Source organism: Caballeronia cordobensis (assembly GCF_001544575.2).
Taxonomy (GTDB): Bacteria; Pseudomonadota; Gammaproteobacteria; order Burkholderiales; family Burkholderiaceae; genus Caballeronia; species Caballeronia cordobensis.
The window spans coordinates 309270-333177 of the sequence record NZ_FCNY02000003.1; the positions used below are offsets into that span (position 1 = coordinate 309270).

Sequence of the window (23908 nt, forward strand, 5' to 3'; positions counted from 1 at the left end):
TTGAACCCTATCGTCACGATATCCGGCAGCCCGGCCGCCCGCTCGCGCAGCGCGCACCTGCTGCATGTCGCCGAAAACGTGCTGCATGCGCATGGCATTCCGGTCAGACGCATCGATGTTCGCGAACTGCCCGCGGCAGCGCTCGTGCACGCCGACTTCGGCGACCCGGACGTGCGCGCCGCGCTCGCGCTCGTCGAAGAGGCTCAGGCCGTCGTAATCGCGACCCCGCTCTACAAGGCTTCCTATTCCGGCTTGCTGAAGACTTTCCTCGATCTGCTGCCGCGCTCGGCCCTGGCGTCCAAGCCGGTCTTGCCTTTCGCCACCGGCGGCAGCCTCGCCCATCTGCTCGCGCTCGACTATGCGCTGAAGCCTGTCCTGGCGTCGCTCGGCGCGCAGCACGTACTCGGCAATGTCTTCGCGACGGAGGGGGAGATAGCGGTGGTCGACGGCGCCTACACGCTCAGCGGCGCGATCGCGCAACGTCTTGCCGATGCGGTCGATGCACTCATGGCGGCGCTCGACGATGCGGCTGCGTTGCGCCGCTTGCGTCAGCCGCGCATGGTTCAATCGGCGGCGTAGTCGTAGGGCGCGCGAATCCGCCGACCGCGTCGGCGCCTGATCGGCTGACATCAACTTTTAATCTAACGAAAGCGTTTCGGCATGATTTTCATGCCTATAATCAGCGCACAAGGTTCGATCCGCACAGAGTACGTCCCGCGAAAAACAATAAGGAGAGCCGTCGTGCCCCGATCCCACCGTGCCAGCGACGCATTGCCCTTCAACCCGGACCCGGACAGCGCGGGCCGGCGTCAGTTTCTCGGTCTTGCCGGCGCCGGGATGCTCGCGACACTGCTGCCGGGGTGCGGCAGCGACGACTCCGGTTCACAGATGTATCCGCAAACCGTCGCCATGGGGCAACAGGCCATCCAGCAGGTGATCGGCGACCCGGCGCAACCTGTCGCGGCGATTTCCGTGGCCATGCTCAAGGGCAACAACGTCTTCTGGCAGCAGGCGTTCGGCGTATCGTCGGTGCCGAACCAGACGAAGGCGACGACCCAGACGCGCTTCAATATCGGCTCGGTCAGCAAGCTTTTTCCGGCGCTCGCCGCCACGATTCTCCAGGATCGCGGACTGATCACGCTCGATACGCCGATCGTCCAGTATCTGCCGACGTTCACGATGCTTTCACCCGAGTTCGCGAAGATCACCACGCGTCATCTGCTGTCGCATTCTTCGGGACTGCCGGGCACCAATTCGCGCAATCTCTTCACCTTCGCACCGGTTCCCGGTTACGCGGCCGATACACAGGCCGAACTGGCGAATACGCATCTGAAGCATTTTCCCGGCGAGCTCGCCGTGTATTGCAACGACGGCTTCACGATGGTCGAGCAGATCGTCCTCGCGAGGACCGGGCAGAGCTTTGCGAGCTTCGTTCAGGCGAACATCCTCGCGCCGCTCAAGATGACGAACTCCAGTTATCTCACCGCCGTGCCCACCGAGGGTTCCTTCTCGTATCCGTTTGCGCAGGGCACGCAGTATCAGGAATTCGTCAATGCCTACGCGACCGGCGGCCTGAGCTCGACACCGGCCGACATGATGAATCTCGCGCAGATGTTCCTCGGCGGCGGCGTGTTCGACGGGAAACGCGTGGTGTCCGCCGAAGGCATCGCGCAAATGGGCACGGACCAGTCGACCGGCCTCCTCATCAACCCGTCGCCCGAATGGCGCTGGGGTCTCGGCTGGGATTCGGTCCAGCAGCCCGCACTGCAGGCCGCGGGCGTCCTCGGATGGGAAAAGGATGGCGGGACCGCGTTCTACACGAGCGAATTTTTCGTCGTGCCGAAGGCGCAACTGGCGTTGATGGTGACCGGCAACTCAGGCTACGACGCCCGCAAACTCGCGGAAAGTCTCGTGCTGTCCGCGCTAAAGGAAGACGGCACCATCACCTCGCTGCCGGCTAAAGTCAGCACGACCGCGCCGCCCGCTGCGTCCGGTCCGGGCATCACCACCGCGGGCGGCATCTACGGCAATTCCGACTCGCCGCTTCAGGCGATTGCCAATCCGGATGGCAGCCTGCAACTCAATCAATGGGATGGCCCTACGCGTGCGTGGAAGCAGGTAGGCGCTTATCAATATCGCAGCGACGGCTGGTGGTGGAGCGGCACCGATACCGCGTCGTATCGTTTCGCGGTCGCTTCCGGAACGGACGAAAACGGCAATGCATTCAGCTACCGCTATCTGATGAAGCGCGTCGCGCCGGGCGCCGGTTATGCCTATCTGACGCTGCCGATCGGTCAGCAGCTGGCCCCGCTTGCGCCGCTCGACAACGCGTGGCAGCAGCGCCTGGGCACGCAGTGGACCCTGACAAACGATTCGCCGACGGCCGTGCCGATCGTCATCCTCGGCAACGAGCCGGCCTTCCTCACTACCTTAACCGAGCTGCCGGGCTATGTTCTGTACGGCAACACGGACCTTCGCTATCAGCTCTTCGTGCCGCTTGCGGACGACCGTGGCGGGATGTCGGTCAAAGTGCCCGGCAACTTTGGTCGCGATCTCTATGAGATTCGTTTTGCATCGGCGGGCAGCGGAACGACTCTGACGCTGGGGAGTTCGATTTACACGAAGCTCTGAACATGGCGTGGCTCTGTCGCAGTGCCTCATTTCGCCCCCGTCGTGCTATTCGTCGCCAGCAAGCTCGCTGGCGCGATCCCCACGAAACACGGGAAGGCGCCAGCCAAACCGAAGCGACGCGAGCCGAATGACGACGCATAGGACTGTCGCGAACCACGGCGTCCACCACTGCGTCCAGTGCGCGTATGAGAACAACACTTGCGCGCCTGCACCGGCGAGCGCAGCCGTGGCATAGATTTCGCGATCCAGGATGGCCGGCAGGCGCGAGAGCACGACGTCGCGCATGACACCGCCGCCAACCGCAGTCACGATGCCGAGCAAAATGGCGAGTTCCGCGCTATGCCCGAAGCTCAGGGCCTTTTGCGAGCCCGCCACGGCGAATAGGCCAAGCCCGATCGCATCGAAGAAAAGGACAGGCTGTCGCAGGCGGCGTACCGGCGCATACGCAAAAATCGCGACAGCGGATGCGAGCACGGAAGCCGCCAGATATCTCCAGTTCGAAAGCCCCGCCGGCGGAATCGCGCCAATGCAGACATCGCGCACGATTCCGCCGCCGCACGCCACCATGAAGGCGATGGCCAGGATGCCGAACAGGTCGAGCCGCCTTTGGCGAGCGGCAACGGCTCCGCTGATGGCAAATGCAAACGTCCCGATCAGATCCAGGGCGAAGTAGACCGAGTGCGGATTCACGCCGATGCATCTCGCGGATCGAGCCACGCGCCCGCCGCACAAAGCATCGCCTCCAGGCCCGTACGCAGCGTGGGGTCGAGCACGGGCGCAAATTTGGGTGAATGGTTGCCGGGAATTTCGTTGAGCTTTTTCTCTTCCAACGCCCTTCTGAACGTATCCGGATTGGTCCCGCCGATGAACCAGAACGCATACGGCACGCCCCACTCTCGCCCGAAAACACTGAAGTCCTCGCTCGCCGCTGCCGGGTCGGTTTCGTAGGCGCGCTCGCCAAAGTGCGATTTGAATGCTTTGCTCACGCGCTGGGTCGTCTCTGCGTCGTTGATGGTCAGAGGGTAGCTCGAAAGCGTCGTAAATTCGGGTTCGCGTGGCGCGTTGGAGGCAACGCATTCCGCGCAGCAAATGCGACGGATCGCGCCTAACATGTACTCGCGCACGTCTTCGTCAAATGTGCGCATGTTGAGCTTGAGCGTCGCGTCGTCGGGGATGATGTTCTCTTTCGTTCCCGCCTGCAGCGCGCCAATGGTCAGCACGGCACTATCGCGCGGCGAGACTTCCCGCGATACGATGGTCTGTAGACGGAGCGTCGTCGAGGCTGCCATGATGACCGGATCGATCGACGCTTGCGGCTGCGATCCGTGCGCGCCGCGTCCGAACAACGTCACCTTCAGACTGTCGCCTGCCGAAAGAATCGTGCCGCTTCGATAACCGACCGTGCCCGCCTCGCCCACCATGACATGCTGCCCGAATATCACGTCAGGCTTCGGGAAGCGTTCGGCCATGCCGTCGTCGATCATGCTGCGGGCGCCGCGCCCCACTTCCTCGCCTGGCTGGAAGACTGCCATCAGCGTTCCGCGCCAGGCGTCCCGATGCGCAGCCATCAGGTGCGTCACACCCATGAGCCAGGTCACGTGCATGTCGTGGCCGCACGCGTGCGCGACGCCCACCTCGATGCCTTCTTCGTCCTTCGCCCTCACCGTGCTTGCATACGGCAATCCGGTCGCTTCCGCCATCGGAAGCGCGTCCATGTCGGCGCGCAACATCACGGTCGGACCGTCGCCGTTGCGTAACACCGCCACGACGCCGGTCCCACCCACATCGCGCGTCACGTCATAGCCGAGCTTTTCCACATAGTCTGCCGCAATGCCTGCGGTGCGCACCTCCTGCATCGACAGTTCGGGATGCTGGTGCAGGTCTTTGTAGATCGCTTCGAGTTCAGGCAAGAGGTTTTCGATGGCGTCCTTCGTCGCTTCCACCAATGCTGGCATGATCGATCCTTTTCGATGTTTCATTGCGGTGGTCGATGTCGCGTCGCACGCGTCGGTCATCAGTGAAGCTTGAGTTTGAGGCTGGTCTTGCGGCCGATTAGAGCGAAACATAGAACATTCGGGCGGGCCACCCCTCCACCCTGACACTTCATATTATGTTTCCCGTCAAATTGCCTACTGCATCGAAATGGGACAGGGACACGACAAAACGATAGTCTCGATCACGATAATCGAAAAGGTCTTTGTTGCGGAAGCGCGACCTGCTCTTGTGGAGAGCAGGTCCTTCAATCCAGCACCAAGTGGATCAACGAGAACGTCGCCCCTCGTCCGACCATACTTCCTCGCGTCCTTCTCCGAACGGCGCAGAAAGCTCGACGACACTTCCTGAAAAGCCGGCGCGAGTGTCTTCTGTTTGCGCGACAGTCCGGCGCGTCAGGTTAAAAAACAACAATTGAGCCGCGACCAAAGCAATGGCCGCATAACCAATTGCATTGAATCCGATGAACTTCACAAGTGTCCCGCCAAGGAATGGCGCGATGGCGGCCCCCACCATGAGCATGGCAGGAGTTGCCGCCACCGCGCGCCCGGTAGAATCCAGGCGCGCAAGCAGTCCAAAAGCATAGGTGTGTACGAACAAAATTGTGAATGCCATCAGCGCGCCTGATGCTGCAAACATCGCATAACTCCAGGTATGCGTCACGATCATGGAGCATACGGCCTGCATGATTGGCCCTATTGAAATAACGGTCGTTGCCTTGATGCGCTTTTCAAGGAGACTAGCCAACGGTGTCGGCAGTAGCGCGACGATGCCATAAACCACCAGCGCCAAAGTCACCAGTTCCCGGCCAAAGCCTCGCGCCATTCCGATTCGCTCGTAAAAACAGAGTGTCATACCTTGGGTCATCGCGAGCAAAGCGATTCCGGCAATCGTGAACCAGACCGCCCGGTCGAGCGGCTGCGCTCGAACAGAAGATTGCTGGCGATCTTCCGCGATCTGCCGGCTCGGACATGGGAAAAAGAGCAGTCCCATCACGGCCGCCAGTCCCATGGTTCCCGCAAAGACAATAAAGAGCGTCGCCCCTCCAAACTTGGCTAGAACCTCTGGCGTACCGCCAAAAAAAACGATACCGAATACGCCAATAGCTAGCCCAGCCCATGCGAATACCTGGTGAGGATTGAGCGCACGCCCAATCGTGCCGTGCGTCGAACTCAAAGCGGCTCCCACCGCCAAGCCGCCGGCGAAATGCAGGGGCGCCAGCGTGGCCATGGTGGATTGTCCGAAGCACAGCGCGAAGGCCAACGCCGCTGAAGCGAAGCCAATCACCGCAGTCCACTTTGCGTTCACGCGGTTAAAGCGGGATGCAAAGAACATGCTGGACAGCGATGCGCCAATCAAAAATAGCGTCGGTAGTGTTCCCGCCTGTTGAGGATTGAACCGATAGTGCGCGATCAGCGTGCCCACCCATAACGGCAGTGCAACCAGGTCCAACATACCTGCGCAGTGGGACATCATTAGTGTCGCTATCCCGCGAGCACTCTCGATTCTTGGTAAGTCCTGTACCTTCTGCATGGCCATCTCCTGGTCAGAACGCATGAATCCAGCGCAGGTTCACATGAGTGCCGGAGTAAGTATTGCGCTCCACCACCGGGAAATAGAGGTTTGCAAATACGAAGTTCTTATGATCGATCGTCCACTGGGCACCGGGACCGAGCGACAGGTTTGTCGTGCGGCCAGCGGCTTGGCTGGCGCCATTGACATGATCGTCCGAAATCTGGCGGAACCAGAACCCGTTCAAGCCGACATCGAGGTTCGGCATTATCTTGTAAGATGCGGCGAAGTTAGCCCACACCGCCTGGCCAGCCCGGAAGTTGACAATCCCCGGGACTTGGTAGAGGTTGTTGATGCCCGGATTGGTGTTCTTGAAGTTGTATAGATAGTGCATCCGCATCGACACTTCCGTCTTCGGCGTAGGCAAAACCGTCACCGACCAGTGCGGGTTCAGCGACCAGAATCCCGAACTCGGATTGACCAGCTTGTTCGGGTCATAGGCGCCCGTCGGCGCGATTACGTCGAACTCGAAACGCTGCACGAAAACCGGGCGACCGTTGCTGATCACCGGAGCCATCTGCAAAAACGGCCCGAATGTGATGTCACCAATGCCCGAACGCGCGGTCAGCGTCGGCGCATAAGGATTGAACTCGGTCGAGTGCGCGTTCAACGACGTAACCGGCAGCAGCGCCGTGAAGCCGAGCGCGCCCCCTAGTACGTGAATCGGCGACGTATAAATTAATTGCGGCACCCATACGAACGCATTGAGCTGCGCGTCCTTGAATGCGGAACTTTGCGCGCCGGTGTTCGTATAAAACTTGGTGTTGTGCTTGTACTGCAAGAGCTGGATCGTCGTCCAACCCGGCTCCATACTGCCAAACGCATCGTTGAACGTCGTCGCGCCAAGGTCGATGCCCGCCGGCTGGTATGTCGATGCCTGACTCGAACATGACATCGCAGCCAACGTCGCTCCAAGAACGACCTGTACGGATCGCTGTATCCTTCTTTGGGAAACACGCCCTCTTTTCATTTCGTCTCCTATAGGTAGTACTACTATTTACTTTTTATAGATCTCTATGTTCATCGACTTTCGACCATCCCCTAAAACGACCTATTCAAAGGCAATGGCACGGCTATGCAGTGCCTATTCGGAAAAATTGAATGTCTTGCTGGCTATCTGTTCGAACACAACGCAAAAGGCAAAACAAGACGCGAAAGGTGCGTTGAATCTCGATAAATGGTGTGAGTCACTGCTCGTCCAACGGGCAGGTGAAATGCGTCGGGAGGCAACAGGGAATTGTGCTCATCCACAAGCGGCTCATTACACATAAGTTCGACGACCAGCTTGTGGCCAGCCTTAAATTCATTTGCGAAGGGATAGAGTCGCACGACGTATTCGTTGATCACTCCAGGCTCGACAGGCACACTGAGGGTATGTGGGTGATACGGACTGCCGTCGCTGGAACGTTCGTCGAGTTCGCGATGCGACGCCTTGAGGAAACCTGTCGTAACAAGCTGGCGCTTGCCAGTAGGCGCTTCGTCCCACAGGCGCAGGATAAGATTGGTATCGTCCTGGTCGATTGCGACATAAAGATGCGCGGCGCCCACGCCATGCGCCGATGTTGCAACCTGGAACGGTTCGGTGGACCATGTCAGCTTCTCGACCTTGTCTACCATTGTCAGCGGCGCCTGATAGAAGCCTTCGGGATGTGCATGATCCGCGTTCAACGGCTCGGGTTCGAACGCCAGCTTGCTACGCGTGCGCAAGTACAAAGCCTTGTATGTCACAGGCGTGACGGGCCAATGGTCGGCGGCCATCCATTGACGGCTGCCTTCGACATGCACCTTCACCGCTGGCTCGTCCATGATCCCGTTGTCGATACCCTTTAGCCAGTAGTCGTACCAGCGGAACATGGTGTCGTGCTCGTCCACCCAAGGGCGCGTCTGCATCGGTGGATACGGACCGATTTCCAGCTTCTTCGGGCCTTTCAGCACATCGAAGAGTTCGATCGTTCCGTCCATGGTCCAGCCGCGCCCCTGGTTGATCTGCAAATAGACAGGGATGTCGATGTTTTTAGCCAGATTGATCGGGTTCTGCTCTTCGTACCAATCGCCGTCGAGAGGGTTCATGACAATGTCGAACCAGGACTCGTGGTGAATCGGATAATTGAGTAGATGCACCAGGTTGGGCCAGGCGGCCACGTCGGGGTCGGCGAGTCGCTCTGCCACACGTCGCTTGATTTCCTCTTCGGAGTACGTCTCCAGCATGCGAGATTTGTGACGATGCGTGAAGGCCCAGCCCGAGTCGCCGCCACGGCCCTCTCGTGCAGCGCGCGGCATGAACCACATGACGCCGCCGTGATACGTCGTTTCGTAGAAGTCGAAATGCCCACCGCTCACGAAGATGGCCTTGAGATGCGGGGGGCGCTCGGCCGCGGCAAAGATCTGCATGGAGCCGAAATAAGAAATACCGATCATGCCCACCACGCCGTTGCACCACGGTTGCGCGGCAACCCACTCAATGAAATCGTATGCGTCGCATCCGAGCGGAACGCCACCGGCGTTGTAGTTGCCGATGTGTTCTCCCTCTGAACCGCCGGAGCCACGTACGTCACCGATCACGTGGACGTAGCCCTCCTTCACCACACGAGCGATGTCACCCGCCTCGATGCATCCGTCCCACAACGGAGAGGGACGTCGCTGGGGCGGAATGGTAAGCGCCAGCGCCTGTAATTCCTTGCCGTAAGGACTCAGCGCGACCAGTGCCGGGCGCGGCATATCGCCTTCGGCATGATAGGCGTCTGCGGCCAGTTGAATGCCGTCGCGCATAGGCACACGCAGGTCTTTGTGTACAACCATCATGAGCGATAGCCCTTGTGAAAGTATCCGTGCATCGTGGTAAAGAACGGTGAGGGTTCCAAGGTTGGATCGCCGTCGTAGCGCAAATGCTGGGCGATACAGCAAAACGGCGAACAGGGAGCCGTGGCAATAGCCTTGCCGTCGAGGCCGAATTGCTTGGTGGCGGCACGCACCCTCGCCTCGATGTCGAGGCTTTCCTGGATCTTGGCTGCTGCCTGTTCGCGGTCCAGCACCACGCCCAATGATTCAGCACCCTGGCTGCGATAGGGATGACCGAGAAACAGGCGGTTTGGCTTGACGTGGTCGCGCAGGTGCAGCAGGCTGGCACGATACGCATCAGGATCTGCATAGCTCGGAAATCCGTTGGCGGCACCGTGAATCTGCACGGCATCGCCGACGAATACATCGCGCTGCCCTTCCACCACATAGGCCACCGAACCTGCCGTGTGACCCGGCACGGAGTGCACTGTGATCGTCACATCCGGTCCAAGCGATATCTGGTCGCCATGGCGGACAACCCGGTGCGGCTCCATTTCCCCGGAGATAGCGGCCTCACAGGCCGCCGTCAGCCTGGCTTCTCCTTCCGGGTCGTTGATATAGCGTCCACGCGCGGCCAGATATTCTTCGACGTGAGTGCGGCGCGATCGAAGGAACGGCGCATCCGCCTCGTGGATAACCACTTTGGCTTTGCGGCCGGTCAGCTCCCATAAGGCATGCGCACCACCCATGTGGTCGATATGCCCGTGCGTCAAAAGAATCCAGCGCACGTCTTCAATGCGTCGCCCCAATTGCTTCAGGGCTGGTGCAATGCCGTCCGCCGGCGATGATGCGATGCCAGTGTCAACGATAGCCGGCTCGCTTCCGTCGATGAAGAAACTGTAGAGGCCAAAACGCCCCCATTGCGAAAACAACGGGTGGATATCGACGGCGTTCATCGCTTTGCATTCCTGATGAAATCAGACGTTTCGGCGAACACGCCCTGGAATTCCGGCAGCCAGGAAAAATGCTGGACAAAACCATGCCCGGCCGATTCGTAGCGATGAACCGTGGCCGGAACGCCTGCCTGCTGCAGCTTTGCGCCATACAACTCCCCTTCGTCACGAAGGGGATCGCATTCTGCAGTGACAATGAGTGCCGGCGGCAATCCGGATAAATCCGCTCTCTTAATGGGCGACACGCGAGGATCGGCAGGGTTTGCACCGCTATCGATGTAGAACGCGTTGAATGGCTTCAACATCGCCGTTTCCAGACCATTGCCAACGGCGTTGGTCTTCATCGACGCATAGCGCTCGACATCGAAGTCGAGATCGAGCGACGGGTAATAGAGCACCTGATGCGTGATGCATTTCAGACCCGCATCGACCGCCATCGCGGCGACCGCAGCCGCGAAGTTCCCGCCTGAACTGTCACCTGCCACTGCCAGGGTCTGACCGTCCCAGCCAATCCCGTTGCCCGGACTGCGGCCATTCTTTTCTATCCACTGAACCACGGCGTAGCAGTCGCTCAGGCCTGCGGGGAAGACGTGTTCGGGAGCCAGCCGGTAACCGACTGAAACGACAACGCATTGCGTGGCATTGGCCAGTGCGCGCGCAACATGATCGTGCGTGTTGAGGCTGCCAAGAAAGAACGCGCCACCGTGGAAATAAACCAGTACCGGATGGATGTCGGCTTCCGTCGGCTTGTAGACGCGCACGGGAACATCGCCGGCCGGTGTCGACAAGGACTGGTCGAATACCGAATGAACGGGAGGCCGCTTCTCTAACGGAGGAACGTGGCTCTCGTCAGCCGCTCGCATGGCCTCCGGATTGAGTGGACCGGGAGGTGGAGGCGGAAGGGACGCGATGAACTCGGCCACAGTCGGATGCAGTGCCATAGCTTTAGCTCCTCGCAGCGATTTCGCCCTGATGCTGGTTGGGGAAGACACTCTGAACTTCGTCTTCGCTCCAGCTTTGCCGGGACAGGCGTTGCAACTCATCGGTTACCGGCTTGCGGCTGGCCTGGTATCGCGCGAGTGCTTCGGGAATTGAATCGGCCTCACGAAGCTTCTCGGCAAGCGCACCGGCATCCAGCACCGCCGAATTCGCGCCCTGGCCTTGATGGTGAAGCATCGCGTGCGAGGCATCGCCAATCAGCACCACCGAGTTGGAATGCCAGACGGGAACCGGGTCGATGTCGTACACGGCACGCAGATTCACCTTGCTCAAGTCGAGCCCCTCCGCGATTGCCACTAATCGAGGATCGAAACCCTCCACGACTTTCATCAACTGCTCCTTGCTGACGGCGGGCGCTGGCGTGGAGTCGGTCGCCAGACAAGTGACATCGAACGACACCTCGTTGCGATGGTGTAGTGGCAACAGGTAAATCTTGGTCCCATGCCCCAGGTACATGCGAAGGTTGCCATCAGCCACCAGGCCAAAGGTGTCTGCCGCCGGGATGACCGCGCGATAGGCGTGCTCGCCGGCAAACACGGGGGGCTTATCGCTGAACAGATACTTGCGCACTTGCGAGCGGATGCCGTCGGCACCGACAATCAGATCGGCGTTGACCGTCACACCGTTCTCGAAGACAGCCGTGGCACCGTCGCCGTTGTCGACGATTCGGCTGAGACGGTGGTTCAGCTTCACCATGCCTGCGGGAAGCGTGCTCAGCAACGTCTCGATGAAGTCGCCCCGGTGCACGAAATGCGTGCTGGCGCCAAAGGCCTGCTTTTCGGGCCATTCCTCCATGGCAATTCGCTGACCGTGAGCGGTCAGAATTTCGAAGTAGTCGCTCGGCGAGGTCACGGCGGCGATTCGATCGAAGATTCCGAGCTTACGGAACTGGTCCATCGTGGAGGGACGTAATCCAATTCCGGCCCCCACTTCGTTGATCTCTTGCGCCTGCTCGTACACCGTGACCGTTGCGCCTAACTGGCTCAGCGCCAGCGCCGCGGTTGCACCCGCATAACCGGCGCCGATTACGGCGATATTCAGTTCCTTCAAAGTGCCGGGTGTCATGATTTGTCTCTCTGGTCCACTACGTTTCAATGATGGGAAATAGGCGTCAAGGTCAGAAACTCGGCCGCGTTATGAACGAACAGCTGGTCGATGACCGAGTCATCGATACCTTCCGCATGCAGATCAGGGATGAGTTGCTCGAACAGATAGTTCACCGTGTGGCCTTTCACGCCTGGCCAACCCAGCGGTGAGCAATTGGCATCCGCCGAGGCAAGGACTTGTTTGGTCAAGCCACTTCTGAGGAATCGTAGAAAGTGGTGCAAACGCTCCTGACGGTGGCGGCCCCAGAATGGCGGATCGGGCAATTCAAGGTCGTAACCGAAGGTATCGAAGCCAATCCGTGCTCCCGCATCCAGAAGGGCCTTTTCGTTGATCAAGCCTTGGCTCACACCATCATCGGCATGTCCAAACAACACCCGATGGCAAGGCAACCGCTCCTCCGCAAAAATGTTCAGCGCCGGCGCGGAATCAACCGCAAGATGGGTGAAGATCGGTGCGCCGGTGATTCTGGAGGCACGCGCAGCAGCGCGATAGATACGCAGGTCGAGCTCTTTCATCTTGAAGCCGCGACTCACCCCGACCTTGATGATCCCGGCCTTCGCACCGGTGCCGCCAATTCCGACCTCGATTTCATGGATGAAGTGGTCGGTCAGATACTCGACGCTTGCCCGCTCGAAGAACGGCAATGCCGTGTCGCCGCCGACAAAGCCCGTGCTGGCGACGATGTGCACACCCGTCTTGTCCGACAGAGACTTGTAGTAGTCGATGTCGCGACCGTTGCAGATGCCCGTGGCCTCCACGAAGGTGGCTGCACCCCAGGGTTTCGTATTCTCATGAAACTGGCGCAGCTTCGGCACCGTCTCCTCATAGCGCTGCTCTGGCGTCTTCCACCACTTGCTGTCGAGTTCGCAACCCGGCATGCCATAGCCAATGTGCTCATGGATTGCGACAAACCCGAGCTCCGAAGCCGAAATGGTGCCCAGTACCGTATTCACTCGTGTCATTTGACCTCCCCATTCACGCTCAGCAATCGCGCGGTGTTCGTAATCAGCATTTGTGCGATGTGTGCCTGCGAAACACCCGCTGCCTGGAGCATGGGCGCGAACTTCGTCAGCACGTCGCTGTAGGGAATGTCGTTACCCGGTTCGCCAAAGGCCACCCCCGTGGCATTGGCGGACAGAAGGATGCGATCGGCATAGCCTTCTTCGATCAATTTGGATATCAAACTGACCCGTTCGACATCGCTGAGATAAAGCGGGTCGTTCGAGCCGATGTGATCGATGCTCAAGCGGACACCGGCCCGCGCGACTGCCATGGGCCAGCCCTTGACCACGGCGTCGCGACGATCCATTCCGCCCATGATAAGGCGGTCCGGCTCCAGCACTTCGTCGATGGCCAACTGCATTTCAGCCAGAGCATCGGCACCGCTGCGGATGAACACAGGCACGCCATAAGTCGAGCCAGCGCGCGCGGCGCCTCGCACGAGGTTGTCATCGGTGGGCGTCATGCCACTTTGGGTGACCGCGGTCACCACCATGCCAGCCGGCGCACGACGTTCCCTTCGAGGCACCACCATGCCCTCATTGACTTCTTTGCCGAACAATTCGGCAAACTTGCTTGCTGGCCACGGGGTGGGAGGATTGGTCTGCGGCGTCAGAAAATATCCACCCAGCATGGACTCGGGCCCCTGCCCCGTGGAAGCGACGATGTGAACGCCGGTGTCACGTGACAGCGACTCGTACATGCGCAGGTCGCGCCCTTGGAACATGCCCGTCGCATCGACGATGGTGCCCCCGCCGGCCGCCTTGAACGCGCTCAGCTTGGCCGCCAGGCGCTCAAAGACTTCAGCGCGATCTATCTTGATGTCATAGGCGTACTGCGCTCCCGGTAACACATACATCAGCGATTCGCTGACGAGCGTGATGCCAAGCCGCCTTGCCTCGACCGGGCCGAGCACCGTGTTGACCAGCGTTGCATTGACACCGCCGTAATTGGGAGGGTCAAGGATCAGCGAAGTGAAAGGCGGCAAGGGTTCCAAGGCACCCTGGCTGTGTTTAACGCACATATTCGTCTCCCATAAGTGGCGAGACGCAATGCGCGTTATCAACGGTAGAAGCGGTCATCTCACTCAAAGCAAACTCCCCATCTAAAACATGATGTTCTTTGTAATGCCGTTCCCGTAGTACACCTACGTAATATCGCGGCTTTTCCGTTTGGCTTATGCTGGATCTATCGCTAACGCGTGCCGGCTACAGGCTGCACGCAGCCACGCGGCGCAGCTTCGGGATCGGAACGCGATAGTCAATCGCGACGGCAGTCGCGGTGCCGTCCGATTGCCGCCAGCGAAGCACTCCCTGTTCACCGGTGCCTTCCACGATCTCCGCCTCACCCGCAACCGGCGTTGGCCCAATGGCTTTCAGAGAGACACCAAAAGCCTCTGTCCAGAAGTACTGCTGGAATGCCAGCTCCGGAGCATCCCGCTTGAGCAGCGCGGCGGCGGCCACTTTCGCTTGATCGATGGCGCTCGTCCATAGCGGAACACGTGCGACGCGCCCCGCGTGCGGGAATGCGGCGACATCTCCCACCGCTGCAATGTTCGGGCGAACCAGGCCGCGCCGGTCCACCTCGAGCGCGCCTCCAGTGAGTAGCCCGGTGTTGGCAAGCCACTCCACATTGGGGGCATCGCCGATAGCAGAGACAATCACCTGCGCCTCGATTACCGTGCCGTCGCCGAGCGCCACCACGGATGCACCATCGCGCATCACGATCTCGGCGGAGTCAGTCGTGACGATCTTGAGGCCCTGCGCGAGAGCCGCATCGTGGAACCGCGCCGCGAGCAATGCGCCGAGATGGTCGGCGAGCGGCGCGCCTTTCGCAACGAGTGTCGTCGCGCATCCAGCCCCGATGGCGCCGGATGCGATCTCCATGCCGAGCGGGCCACCGCCCACCACCACGACCGAAGGCCTTGTCGAGAGTCGCGCCCGCAACGCCAGCGCGTCGGCGAGCGTGCGAACGGTGTATTCAGTACTACTAGTGTTCAGGCCAAGGCGTCGGGCGCGCGTGCCGGTGGAGATCACCAGCGCGTCATACGGCACCTCGTCACCATCCGCAAGCCGCACGCGCTGCCGATCGACATCGAGACCCACGGCAGCCATGCCGCGCCGTTCGATTGCCCCGTGCGTCGCCGCCGGCAACAAGTGCGAAGTCAGATCATCCTGGTAGCGCAGCATGGCCTTGGACAGGGCCGGACGGCTGTATGGCGCGACCGGCTCGTCACCGATTACCGTGATGCGGCCATCGAATCCTTCGGCGCGAAGCGTGTCGCAAGCGGTCAATCCCGCGATGCCACTGCCTACTACTACGATATCGCGGACGGCATTTCGAAGGACACTCATCGCGTCGCCTCTTCGTCGACGAGCCTGAGCGCGGCTACCGGACAGACGCGCGCCGCAGCCTGCGCCGTCGCCAGGATCGCATCGCTGATTTCGTTCATATCGATGGCGGCATAGCCTTCATCGTCGATATGAAGAAGCTGTGCGGCCACCTCTACGCAGAGACCATGACCTTCGCAACGAGGGCGATCAAGAATGAGTTTGATCATACGGCCTCCAGCTCCATGACGGGGACGGTGTCGAACGACAACGTGATATTGCTCGGCACGCGGGCGACATCGCCGATGCGGAACGATTTGATTTGAGTCGCAAGCGCCTCGATGATTGCGGCACCCTCCATGCGGGCAAGGCCTTGGCCGGCGCAACCATGCGGGCCATAGCCGAAGGAGAGATGGTCGATCGGGTTGCGTGTCACGTCGAAGACTTCAGGATCCTTGTAATGGCGCGGGTCGTGGTTGCCTGCGCCCAGAATGATCGCAATGCGCGAGCCGCCCGGGATCTTCACGCCGCCGACTTCCGCGTCTTGCGTCGCAACCCGGCTCCACACATGGACGGGCGAGTAATAGCGCAGCACCTCGTTGAACGCCGAGGGAACCAGCGAGAGATCCTCGCGCACCTTGGCAAACTCTTCGGGAAAGCGCCCGAAGAGCGCGACGGTGTTGCCGATCGCGGCAAGCGTCGTGTCGAGGCCAGCGCCGAGATACTGGTGGATGATGTGGCGTGCGGCGCCTTCGGGAATGATCCCTTTGCGCTCCGCCTCGAAAACACCCCAGCCAACAGAGCCGTGGGTGAGCGCGTCCTGGGTGATCTGCGAGCAGTAGCCGTAAAGTTCACCCGCGATAGGGAAATGCTCTGCCGTGCGTTGATTCATCGGCCCGACGACTTCCATCGCGGCCTGCCCCCAGCGCAACATATTCGCCCTGGCGTCACCCTGGAAGCCCACGAGGTCGGCAACAACGCCGATCGGAAAGCGCCGGGCGATGTCGTCGATTGCGTCGAAGGAGGGTTGTTTTACAAGGCGGGCCACCAGTGCCTGCGCATTGGCCTTGATCTGCTCGCCCAGACCACGCAGCGCCCGCGGCGTGAGGTTCTCGGAAAGGGCTGCGCGCAACTGGGTGTGCACCGGCGGATCGGACGCCAGCGAGGTTCCCTGCAAAGCCTGGTTCACGCCGTCGTTGAAGCCGATGCCCTGAGCGGAAGAAAATCGCGTCGGGTCGGCCAGCGCCTCCTTGATAACGTCGTAGCCAGTCAGGGCATAGAGTTTCGAGTGCGTGAGATAGACGACTTCGCCGAGTTCGCGCAATGCCCGATAAGACGGATAGGGATCGACGAGCACATCGTCGGCCCAAAGGTCGATGCCGGATTGGGGGACGCTAGTCACAGGCCATGCTCCACGTCGTTGATCATGGCCTGCATTATCAATTTCGCTTTACATCGTGTAAAGCGAAAGAATACCTTGATAGGGTAATCCCTGAATTAAGGTGCGCCCAGCAATTTCCACCACATTTCGGTCAGCACGTCGAGGGCCGGTTCGGTCGTCAAATCCAGATCGCCACGCATCCACGAGAGCGCAGTTTGGTCGAGCGCGACATAGGCCAATTCACCACGATAATGCCGCGTGTTCGGCTCATAGCGGTCGGCTGCATCGAGGCCTTCGCGGATGTCTGCCACCACCTCTTCGATCCAGCCGCGCAGCAGCGCACGCATTTCAGCATCGACAGCGGACGCTTCGGTTGCCGCCAGCACATAGGGTTTGATCGCCGGCCAGCGCGCAGCCTGGTCGCGCAGCCAGCCACCCAGTTGTTCGCGTGAGCCTTCGCGCACCACCGCGACCAGCAAGCTGGCCGTGGAGTTGCGACCGGGTTCTTCATGCCGCTCAAGGATGCCGTTGAGTTCGTGAATCAACGCACGCATCAATTCGCGGCGCGACTCGAAGTGAGAGTAGAAGGTGACGCGGGTGGTGTTGGCGGCGGCGGCGATGTCATCGACTGTAGTGACCACGTAGCCGCGCGAAACAAATAACTCGAGCGCCGTTGAGAGGATGCGCTGCCGAGTCGCTTCCTTCTGAATTTCTCTTTGATTTTTGGGTTGCTTTGTCATGGCGGGAACGATAACCCCGATCATTGTTGTTCGACAACCCTCCTCTAACGCTCACGCGAAAATCCGAGTTTCCAGTTCCTGACCACTCATGCGTGATCTTTGGCAGCCGAACGCACGCGTGCGGGATTGCCCACAGCAGTGGCGCCAGCCGGCACGTCGCGCGTGACGATGCTGCCTGCGCCGATCAATGCATCGTCGCCAATCGTCACGCCCGGCAGAATGATCGCGCCCGCACCGATCCAGACGTTGCGTCCGATTCTCACAGGGCGCCCGAATTCCAGCCCTGCCGCACGAACGGCCGGATCGCGAGGATGATCGGCGGTCAGAATCTGCACGCCGGTTGCAATCTGCGTCATGTCGCCGATCTCGACCTGAACGACATCAAGGATGATGCAGTTGTAATTGAGGAACACCCCCGCGCCCAGACTGATGTTGAAGCCATAGTCGCAATGAAACGGCGGACGAATCATGGAGTCCGTTCCAATCGTGGCGAGTCTCTCTCGCAAGAGTTCGAATCTCTCCGAGAGCGGCATATCGATGGCTCCGTTGAAGCGGGCCATCCATGCCCGGGCTGCCGCCTGATCGGCCTGAATCTCGGGTGCGTTCGCCGTGTACAGTTCTCCGGCGAGCATCTTTTCTTTCTCCGTTCTGCTCATGACTATCTCTCCAGTCGAGCGCATCGCTTGCGTCACTTCCACTCGGGGTACATGGCGTCTGACCCATGGAACGCTTAAACGTTCGAATCGTCGAAGCGCGCAATCGAGAAAGGGGCAAGAACAGGTGACGGCCGACCGAGACAGATCGAGGGCCGGCAAACCTTCCTTGGCATGGCGCGCCAGGAGCGCGGCGCGGTTCGGCACATGGACGTGTTAACCGCGCTGCGTTTCGAGCGGCAGACACACGCCGAGTGGCCATTGCGACGCGCAGATCCGCGCGGTCGGCGAAGTGCGCGCGTATCAGGCCGCCTGCGCATCGAATTGCCGCGACGGAACGGCGTCGAGCAGAGCGCGTGTATAAGCGTGCTGCGGCGAACGCCAGATCTCCCGATGACTGCCGCTTTCGACGATGCGGCCGCCGCACATCACATGCACGCGATCGGCGATATAGCGCACCACGGACAGATCATGCGAAATGAAGAGATAAGCGAGACCGAGATCGCGCTTGAGCTCGACGAGCAGATTCAGGATCTGCGCCTGAATCGACACATCCAGCGCGGACACCGGTTCATCGCAGATGAGCAACGCCGGTTCGAGAATCAACGCACGTGCAATGCCGATCCGCTGCCGCTGTCCACCGGAAAATTCGTGCGGAAAGCGATTGAGCGCGGCGCCTGGCAGCCCCACCCGATCGAGCATCGCGGCGGCTCGGCCGCGCCGTGTGCGCGCATCGCCGATACCGTTGACCGCCATCACCGTCTCGAGAATCTCGCCCACGCTGCGCCGCGGATTGAGCGAAGCGTACGGGTCCTGGAACACCATCTGCACCTGCCGCCGCAGCGGCCGCAACGCACGCTCGGAGAGCGGCGCGATATCCGTGCCGCCAAGGCGGATCGCGCCGCTCGTGGCCGGGACGAGACGCATGATGGCGCGGGAAAGCGTCGACTTGCCGCAACCCGATTCGCCGACGAGCCCCACCGATTCCCCCCGCGCGATATCGAACGACACATCATCGACGGCGCGCATCACGCCCCTGCCATGCCGATGCGCATAGTCGACGGTCAGATTGCGTAGGGACAGCAGCGGCGCCCGCTCGTCCTCCGCCCCGGCCGGATCGGGCGCCACAGCGCGCGGCGCGAGAGGCGTCACGTTGAATGCGTGCTCGCCCTCGCCGGATGTCGTGTGGCGGATCTCGGGCAGCGTCCACTCGCGATAGTGCAGCCCGCTCGACACATTCAACGAGGTGCCGAGCAGGCCGCGCGTATAGGCATGCTTCGGCTGCAGGAACAATTGGGCGACCGGCGCCTCTTCCACTTTTTTGCCGGCGAGCATCACCGCCACGCGATCCGCATGCTCGCTCACCACGCCGAGGTCGTGCGTGATGAGCAGCAGCGACATCGACAGCTCCCGCCTCAGCTCGCCCAGCAGGTCGAGAATGCGGGCCTGAATGGTCACATCGAGCGCGGTCGTCGGTTCGTCGGCGATCAGCAGGCGCGGACGGCAGGCCACGGCCATCGCGATCATCACACGCTGGCGCTGCCCGCCCGACAGCTCGTGCGGATAGTCGGAGACACGCCGGTGCGGCTCCGGCACATGCACCAGGTCGAGCAGTTCGATGGCGCGTTTCCACGCCGCGTCTTTCGACAGGCGCTCATGCTGCCGCAAGGTCTCCACGATCTGCGCGCCGATCGACAGCACCGGGTTGAGCGACGTCATCGGCTCCTGAAAGATCATCGAGATCTGGCCGCCGCGCACGTCGCGCATGTCGGCGGGGCTCAGGTCGAGCAGCTCGCGCCCGTCGAAACGCACGCTGCCGGACACGCGTCCCGGCGCAGGCAGCAGCCGCATGATCGACAGCGCCGTGGCGGACTTGCCGCAGCCGGATTCGCCCACGAGCGCGAGCGTTTCGCCAGCGGCGATATCCAGGTCGATGCCGCCTACCGCACGATGCCCGCCGAAATTCACACGCAGATCGCGCACTTCAAGCTGATTCTTCACGAATACCTCGGAATGGTCAGGCGCGATTGCGCAGGCGCGGATTGAGCGCGTCGTTCAGGCCGTCGCCGAGCAGATTCAGCGCAAGCACCGCCAGCACGATGGCGGCGCCCGGCAGCGCGGTCAGATACCACGCGGTGCGCAGCGAATCGCGTCCCGCGCCGATCATGCCGCCCCAGCTCACCACATTGGGGTCGCCCATGCCGAGAAACGACAGCGACGATTCGATGAGAATCGCGCTCGCCACCATCACGGACGCGGTGACGATCACAGGCGGCAGCGCATTCGGGAGGATCTCGCCGAAGATGATGCGCGCGCTGCTGAAGCCCTGGCTGCGCGCCGCGAGCACGAAGTCCGCATGACGCAGCGTGCGGAATTCGGCCCGCACGATGCGCGCGACCGTGGGCCACGACGCAATGCCGATCGCGAGCGCGATGACCTTCACGCCCGGATTGCCGATCGCCACGATGACGATCACGAGCAGAAACGAGGGCACCGTCTGGAACAGTTCGGTCACGCGCACGAGCAGATCGTCGAGCACGCCGCCGAAGAAGCCGCCCAACGCGCCGACGAGCGTGCCGATCAGCAGCCCGATCGCCGCCGCCGACGCGCCGATCAGCAGCGAGACCCGCGTGCCGTGCGCAATGCCCGCCGCGACATCGCGTCCGAGCGAATCCGTGCCCAGACGATAGAGCGGATCGGTGCCAGGCCATTCGAAGGGCGCGGCGACCATATCGAGCGGATCGCCCGGAAAGAAGTGCGGCGCGCCGATGGCCAGCACGACGAACGCCGTCAGCAGCGCCAGGCCCGCCGGCGCCGACGGATTGCGCAACAACGCGCGCAGAACGGTATGCGTGCCGCGCGCCGCGCGCGGAGCGGCCGGGTCCTGTCCGCGGCGCGCGCCGAACAGCGCGCCCGTGAGCTGACGCCGCCATGCAGAGCCGGCGGAAGCGGATGCCGTAACGAGTTCGGATGATTCAGAAGCCATGCGTTACCCAGATGAAAGACGGTTCAGGCGATGCGCGGATCGAGCCAGGCCTGCAACAGATCGACGACCACGTTCGCCGCGATCACGAGCAACGACGACAACAGCAGCACGCCCAGCAGCACGCTGAAGTCGCGCGCCATGACGGCGTCGAGCGCGAGACGCCCGAGCCCGGGCCAGCTGAACACCGTCTCGGTGACGGCTGCGCCGCCGAGCAGCGTGCCGAAGTGGATGCCCACCATCGTCGTGAGCGGCATCAATGCATTGCGCAGCACGTGGCGCACGCTCACACGCAGCGGATGCAGCCCCTTGGCATGAGCGGTGCGCACGAAGTCCTGACGCTGCACTTCAAGCATCGCAGCGCGCGTAAGGCGCGCGTAGATCGCCACGAAGAACGTAGCGAGCGTCGCTGCGGGAAGCAGCACGTGCCTGAGGACATCCGTGAGATAGGCGAAGCCATGCAGTTGCGCGCCGACCGTGACGTCGCCGCCGCTCGGCAGCCAGCCGAGATGCACCGAGAACAGCACGATGGCGAGCAGCCCGATCCAGAAGCCGGGCGTCGAGTAAAGCAGCAACGCCAGCACGGACAGCACGCGATCCGGCCACTTGCCGGCCCAGTGCGCCATGATCGCGCCGAGCACCACGCCGACGATGATGGCGAACGTGAGCGCCGTGCCCATCAGGATCAGCGTATTCGGCAGCCGCCCGAGAATCAACTCCATCACCGGCGCGTCGTAGCGCGGCGAATAGCCGAGACTGAAATGCGAGAGATGCGAAAGATAAGACCACAACTGATGCAGCACCGGCTGGTCGAGACCGAACTTGGCGCGCAGCGACGCGATCGTTTCCGCCGTCGCCGAGCCGGACTCGCCGGCCAGCACGTCGGCGGCGTCGCCGGGCATCCACCGGAGCAGGAAGAAGTTGAGGATCACGATGGCGAGCACGGTCGGCACAGCCTGCCATGCGGTGCGTCGCGCGATTGCGGCAAGGCGCGTGCGTCGGTTCATCGCGCGAACTCCTCAGGCGCTCAGCCAGACATCGGCGAGATTGCCTTCGAGCCCTTGCGCCGATACCGTGTGATTGCGCACGCGCCGGTTGGCGAGCGTAATCATGCGGGGCGCGACGAGACTCAGGATCGGCAGGTCGCGGTACACGATCTGCTGAAACTGCTGATAGAGCGCCACGCGCTTCTTCTCATCGGTTTCGATCGACGCCGATTCGAGCAGCGTGTCCACTTCCGCGTTGCTGTAATGCGGCGCGTTCGAGAACGGCACGCCGGGCCGGATGTTCTTCGACCAGTAGAGCCGCTGCACGCCGACGCTCGGATCGAACAACGTATTCACCCCGATGCTCGTGAAATCGAACTGCCGGTCCGCATAGACGCGCTTGAGGAACGAAGGCAGATCCTGCGAGCGCACGGTCACGTCGATGCCCACGCGCGCGAGCGCCGATTTCACGTAATCGGCCTGACGGCGGTACATATCGCCATAAGGCAGGAAATCGTGCGTCAGTTGAAAGCGCGGGCCGCCGTTCTTGCGCGGATAACCCGCGGCGTCGAGCAGCTTTTCCGCACTGGCGATATCGAATGCGTAGGGCGTGAGCTTCGCGTCGTGATACGGCGATCCCGGCGTGATGGGCGTCGGCGAGATATCGGCATAGCCGTAGGCGATCGTCTTCTGCACGACCTGCGGATTGATGGCATGCGCGATGGCCTGCCGCACGCGCACATCTTTCAGGATCGGATGATCGAGATTGAAGTCGATCTCCGAAAGCGGCTCTAGAAAGCGATAACCACGCGTCTCCACTGCGAGTTGCGGCAATTGCGTGAGACGCGGCAGATCCGAGAGCGGCACGGGATTTTCCCCGCCGAGATCGAGCGCGCCGGTTTCGAACGCGGCCGAGCGCGCGGCCGCATCGGGAATCACCTTGAACACGAGCGAGTCGATATACGGTTTGCCCGCATCCCAGTAGTCCGGATTGCGTTCGTAGACGATGCTCGCGCCGCGCGTCCACGACTTGAAGCGGAATGGCCCCGTGCCGATGGGCGCATTGTTATGCGGGTTTGAGAGCGGATCGCCGCTTGCGTAGAGATGCTTCGGCACGATCGGCGATTCGCCGGCGGACAGCGCCTTCAACAGATACGGCGCGGGCTTCGACAATTCGATGATCGCGGTGCGTGTGTCGGGCGTCGACACGCGCGTGACGTTGGCGAAGGTGCTGCGCCCACGCGGATGAATCGATTTCAGAAGCTCGATGGAGAACGCCACATCCGCCGACGTGAAAGGCTCGCCGTCGTGCCACTTCACGTTCTGACGCAGCGTGAACGTGTACTTGAGACCGTCCGGGCTCACGTTCCACGCGGTCGCGAGCTGTGCTTTCGGCTTCAGATCGAAGTCGTACGCGAGCAGGCCTTCGAGCACCTTGGAACTCGCGACGAGCGCGGGACCTGTCGTCTGAAAGATCGAGACGAGCACGGGCGGCTCGGGGTTGATCAGCATGTTGAGTGTGCCACCGCGCCTGGGCGGGCCCTCTTGCGCGTATGCGAGCGAAGACAGGCCGGCGGACGCGAGCGCCACGCCTGATGAAACCAGAAAATCGCGTCGATTGAAGCCTGCCATGTAATGCCGTTCCTTTCTGTTCGTTGTTCGATGACGGCATATGACGCGCCGCAGCGATCACGATAGAACGGCGTTGCGTGCGCGTGAACCAACGGTTGCGCATATGAAAAGCAAGGCGTGTCGAAAAGCATGTGACGTGGACTGCAATACCGCGCGTCCAAAACAATCCACA

The 23908-nt window shown here is 61.4% G+C and carries 21 protein-coding genes; 2 read left to right on the plus strand and 19 right to left on the minus strand.

Annotated features, from left to right (window positions below):
* The gene (gene ssuE / locus AWB70_RS07845; protein ID WP_053571277.1) at nt 1-579 is read left to right on the plus strand and encodes an NADPH-dependent FMN reductase; all 579 of its coding nucleotides are present in this window, start codon (nt 1-3) and stop codon (nt 577-579) included.
* Nucleotides 580-669: 90 nt separating this feature from the next.
* Nucleotides 670-2631: a serine hydrolase domain-containing protein gene (locus AWB70_RS07850; RefSeq protein WP_510183500.1), complete on the plus strand. Its 1962-nt coding sequence runs from the start codon at nt 670-672 to the stop codon at nt 2629-2631.
* Between the two features lie 45 nt (nt 2632-2676).
* Here the strand turns inward: AWB70_RS07850 and AWB70_RS07855 are convergent, their stop codons facing one another.
* The 19 genes from AWB70_RS07855 to AWB70_RS07945 form a co-directional block, all read right to left on the minus strand.
* Complete coding sequence (locus AWB70_RS07855; protein WP_053571279.1) at nt 2677-3321, minus strand: trimeric intracellular cation channel family protein; 645 nt, start codon at nt 3319-3321, stop codon at nt 2677-2679.
* Nucleotides 3318-4586, minus strand: coding sequence for a M20 family metallopeptidase (locus AWB70_RS07860; RefSeq protein WP_053572068.1), 1269 nt, complete (start codon nt 4584-4586; stop codon nt 3318-3320). The genes AWB70_RS07855 and AWB70_RS07860 overlap by 4 nt, the downstream gene beginning before the upstream one ends.
* Nucleotides 4587-4890: 304 nt before the next feature.
* Nucleotides 4891-6156 carry an MFS transporter gene (locus AWB70_RS07865; protein WP_053571280.1) on the minus strand — a complete coding sequence of 422 codons (1266 nt, stop codon included), beginning with the start codon at nt 6154-6156 and terminating at the stop codon, nt 4891-4893.
* 13 nt (nt 6157-6169) lie between these two features.
* Complete coding sequence (locus tag AWB70_RS07870) at nt 6170-7090, minus strand: SphA family protein (RefSeq protein WP_053571281.1); 921 nt, start codon at nt 7088-7090, stop codon at nt 6170-6172.
* Nucleotides 7091-7308: 218 nt separating this feature from the next.
* The gene (locus AWB70_RS07875; protein WP_053571282.1) at nt 7309-8997 is read right to left on the minus strand and encodes a CocE/NonD family hydrolase; all 1689 of its coding nucleotides are present in this window, start codon (nt 8995-8997) and stop codon (nt 7309-7311) included.
* Complete coding sequence (locus AWB70_RS07880; protein ID WP_053571283.1) at nt 8994-9929, minus strand: MBL fold metallo-hydrolase; 936 nt, start codon at nt 9927-9929, stop codon at nt 8994-8996. The genes AWB70_RS07875 and AWB70_RS07880 overlap by 4 nt, the downstream gene beginning before the upstream one ends.
* On the minus strand, nt 9926-10867 hold the full coding sequence (locus AWB70_RS07885; protein ID WP_053571284.1) for an alpha/beta hydrolase: 942 nt from the start codon (nt 10865-10867) through the stop codon (nt 9926-9928). Before AWB70_RS07885 ends, AWB70_RS07880 begins: the two co-directional genes overlap by 4 nt.
* Nucleotides 10868-10871: 4 nt before the next feature.
* The gene (locus AWB70_RS07890; protein WP_053571285.1) at nt 10872-11990 is read right to left on the minus strand and encodes an FAD-dependent oxidoreductase; all 1119 of its coding nucleotides are present in this window, start codon (nt 11988-11990) and stop codon (nt 10872-10874) included.
* A 26-nt stretch (nt 11991-12016) separates the two neighbouring features.
* On the minus strand, nt 12017-12994 hold the full coding sequence (locus AWB70_RS07895) for a phosphotriesterase family protein (protein ID WP_053571286.1): 978 nt from the start codon (nt 12992-12994) through the stop codon (nt 12017-12019).
* Entirely contained in the window at nt 12991-14055 is a 1065-nt protein-coding gene (locus AWB70_RS07900) for a phosphotriesterase family protein (RefSeq protein WP_235024163.1), read from the minus strand. Before AWB70_RS07900 ends, AWB70_RS07895 begins: the two co-directional genes overlap by 4 nt.
* 184 nt (nt 14056-14239) lie before the next feature.
* Nucleotides 14240-15385: an NAD(P)/FAD-dependent oxidoreductase gene (locus AWB70_RS07905; RefSeq protein WP_053571287.1), complete on the minus strand. Its 1146-nt coding sequence runs from the start codon at nt 15383-15385 to the stop codon at nt 14240-14242.
* Nucleotides 15382-15591, minus strand: coding sequence for a ferredoxin (locus tag AWB70_RS07910; RefSeq protein ID WP_041733368.1), 210 nt, complete (start codon nt 15589-15591; stop codon nt 15382-15384). The genes AWB70_RS07905 and AWB70_RS07910 overlap by 4 nt, the downstream gene beginning before the upstream one ends.
* Nucleotides 15588-16763: a cytochrome P450 gene (locus AWB70_RS07915; RefSeq protein WP_053571288.1), complete on the minus strand. Its 1176-nt coding sequence runs from the start codon at nt 16761-16763 to the stop codon at nt 15588-15590. The genes AWB70_RS07910 and AWB70_RS07915 overlap by 4 nt, the downstream gene beginning before the upstream one ends.
* Before the next feature lie 95 nt (nt 16764-16858).
* Nucleotides 16859-17506, minus strand: a complete 648-nt coding sequence (locus AWB70_RS07920; protein ID WP_235024164.1) for a TetR/AcrR family transcriptional regulator — start codon at nt 17504-17506, stop codon at nt 16859-16861.
* A 62-nt stretch (nt 17507-17568) separates the two neighbouring features.
* On the minus strand, nt 17569-18138 hold the full coding sequence (locus tag AWB70_RS07925; protein ID WP_087086240.1) for a sugar O-acetyltransferase: 570 nt from the start codon (nt 18136-18138) through the stop codon (nt 17569-17571).
* Between the two features lie 300 nt (nt 18139-18438).
* Nucleotides 18439-20136, minus strand: coding sequence for an ABC transporter ATP-binding protein (locus AWB70_RS07930; RefSeq protein WP_053571289.1), 1698 nt, complete (start codon nt 20134-20136; stop codon nt 18439-18441).
* 16 nt (nt 20137-20152) lie between these two features.
* On the minus strand, nt 20153-21121 hold the full coding sequence (locus tag AWB70_RS07935) for an ABC transporter permease (RefSeq protein WP_053571290.1): 969 nt from the start codon (nt 21119-21121) through the stop codon (nt 20153-20155).
* 23 nt (nt 21122-21144) lie between these two features.
* Nucleotides 21145-22125: an ABC transporter permease gene (locus AWB70_RS07940; protein ID WP_053571291.1), complete on the minus strand. Its 981-nt coding sequence runs from the start codon at nt 22123-22125 to the stop codon at nt 21145-21147.
* A 12-nt stretch (nt 22126-22137) separates the two neighbouring features.
* Nucleotides 22138-23736 carry an ABC transporter substrate-binding protein gene (locus AWB70_RS07945; RefSeq protein WP_053571292.1) on the minus strand — a complete coding sequence of 533 codons (1599 nt, stop codon included), beginning with the start codon at nt 23734-23736 and terminating at the stop codon, nt 22138-22140.
* Between the last annotated feature and the right edge of the window lie 172 nt (nt 23737-23908).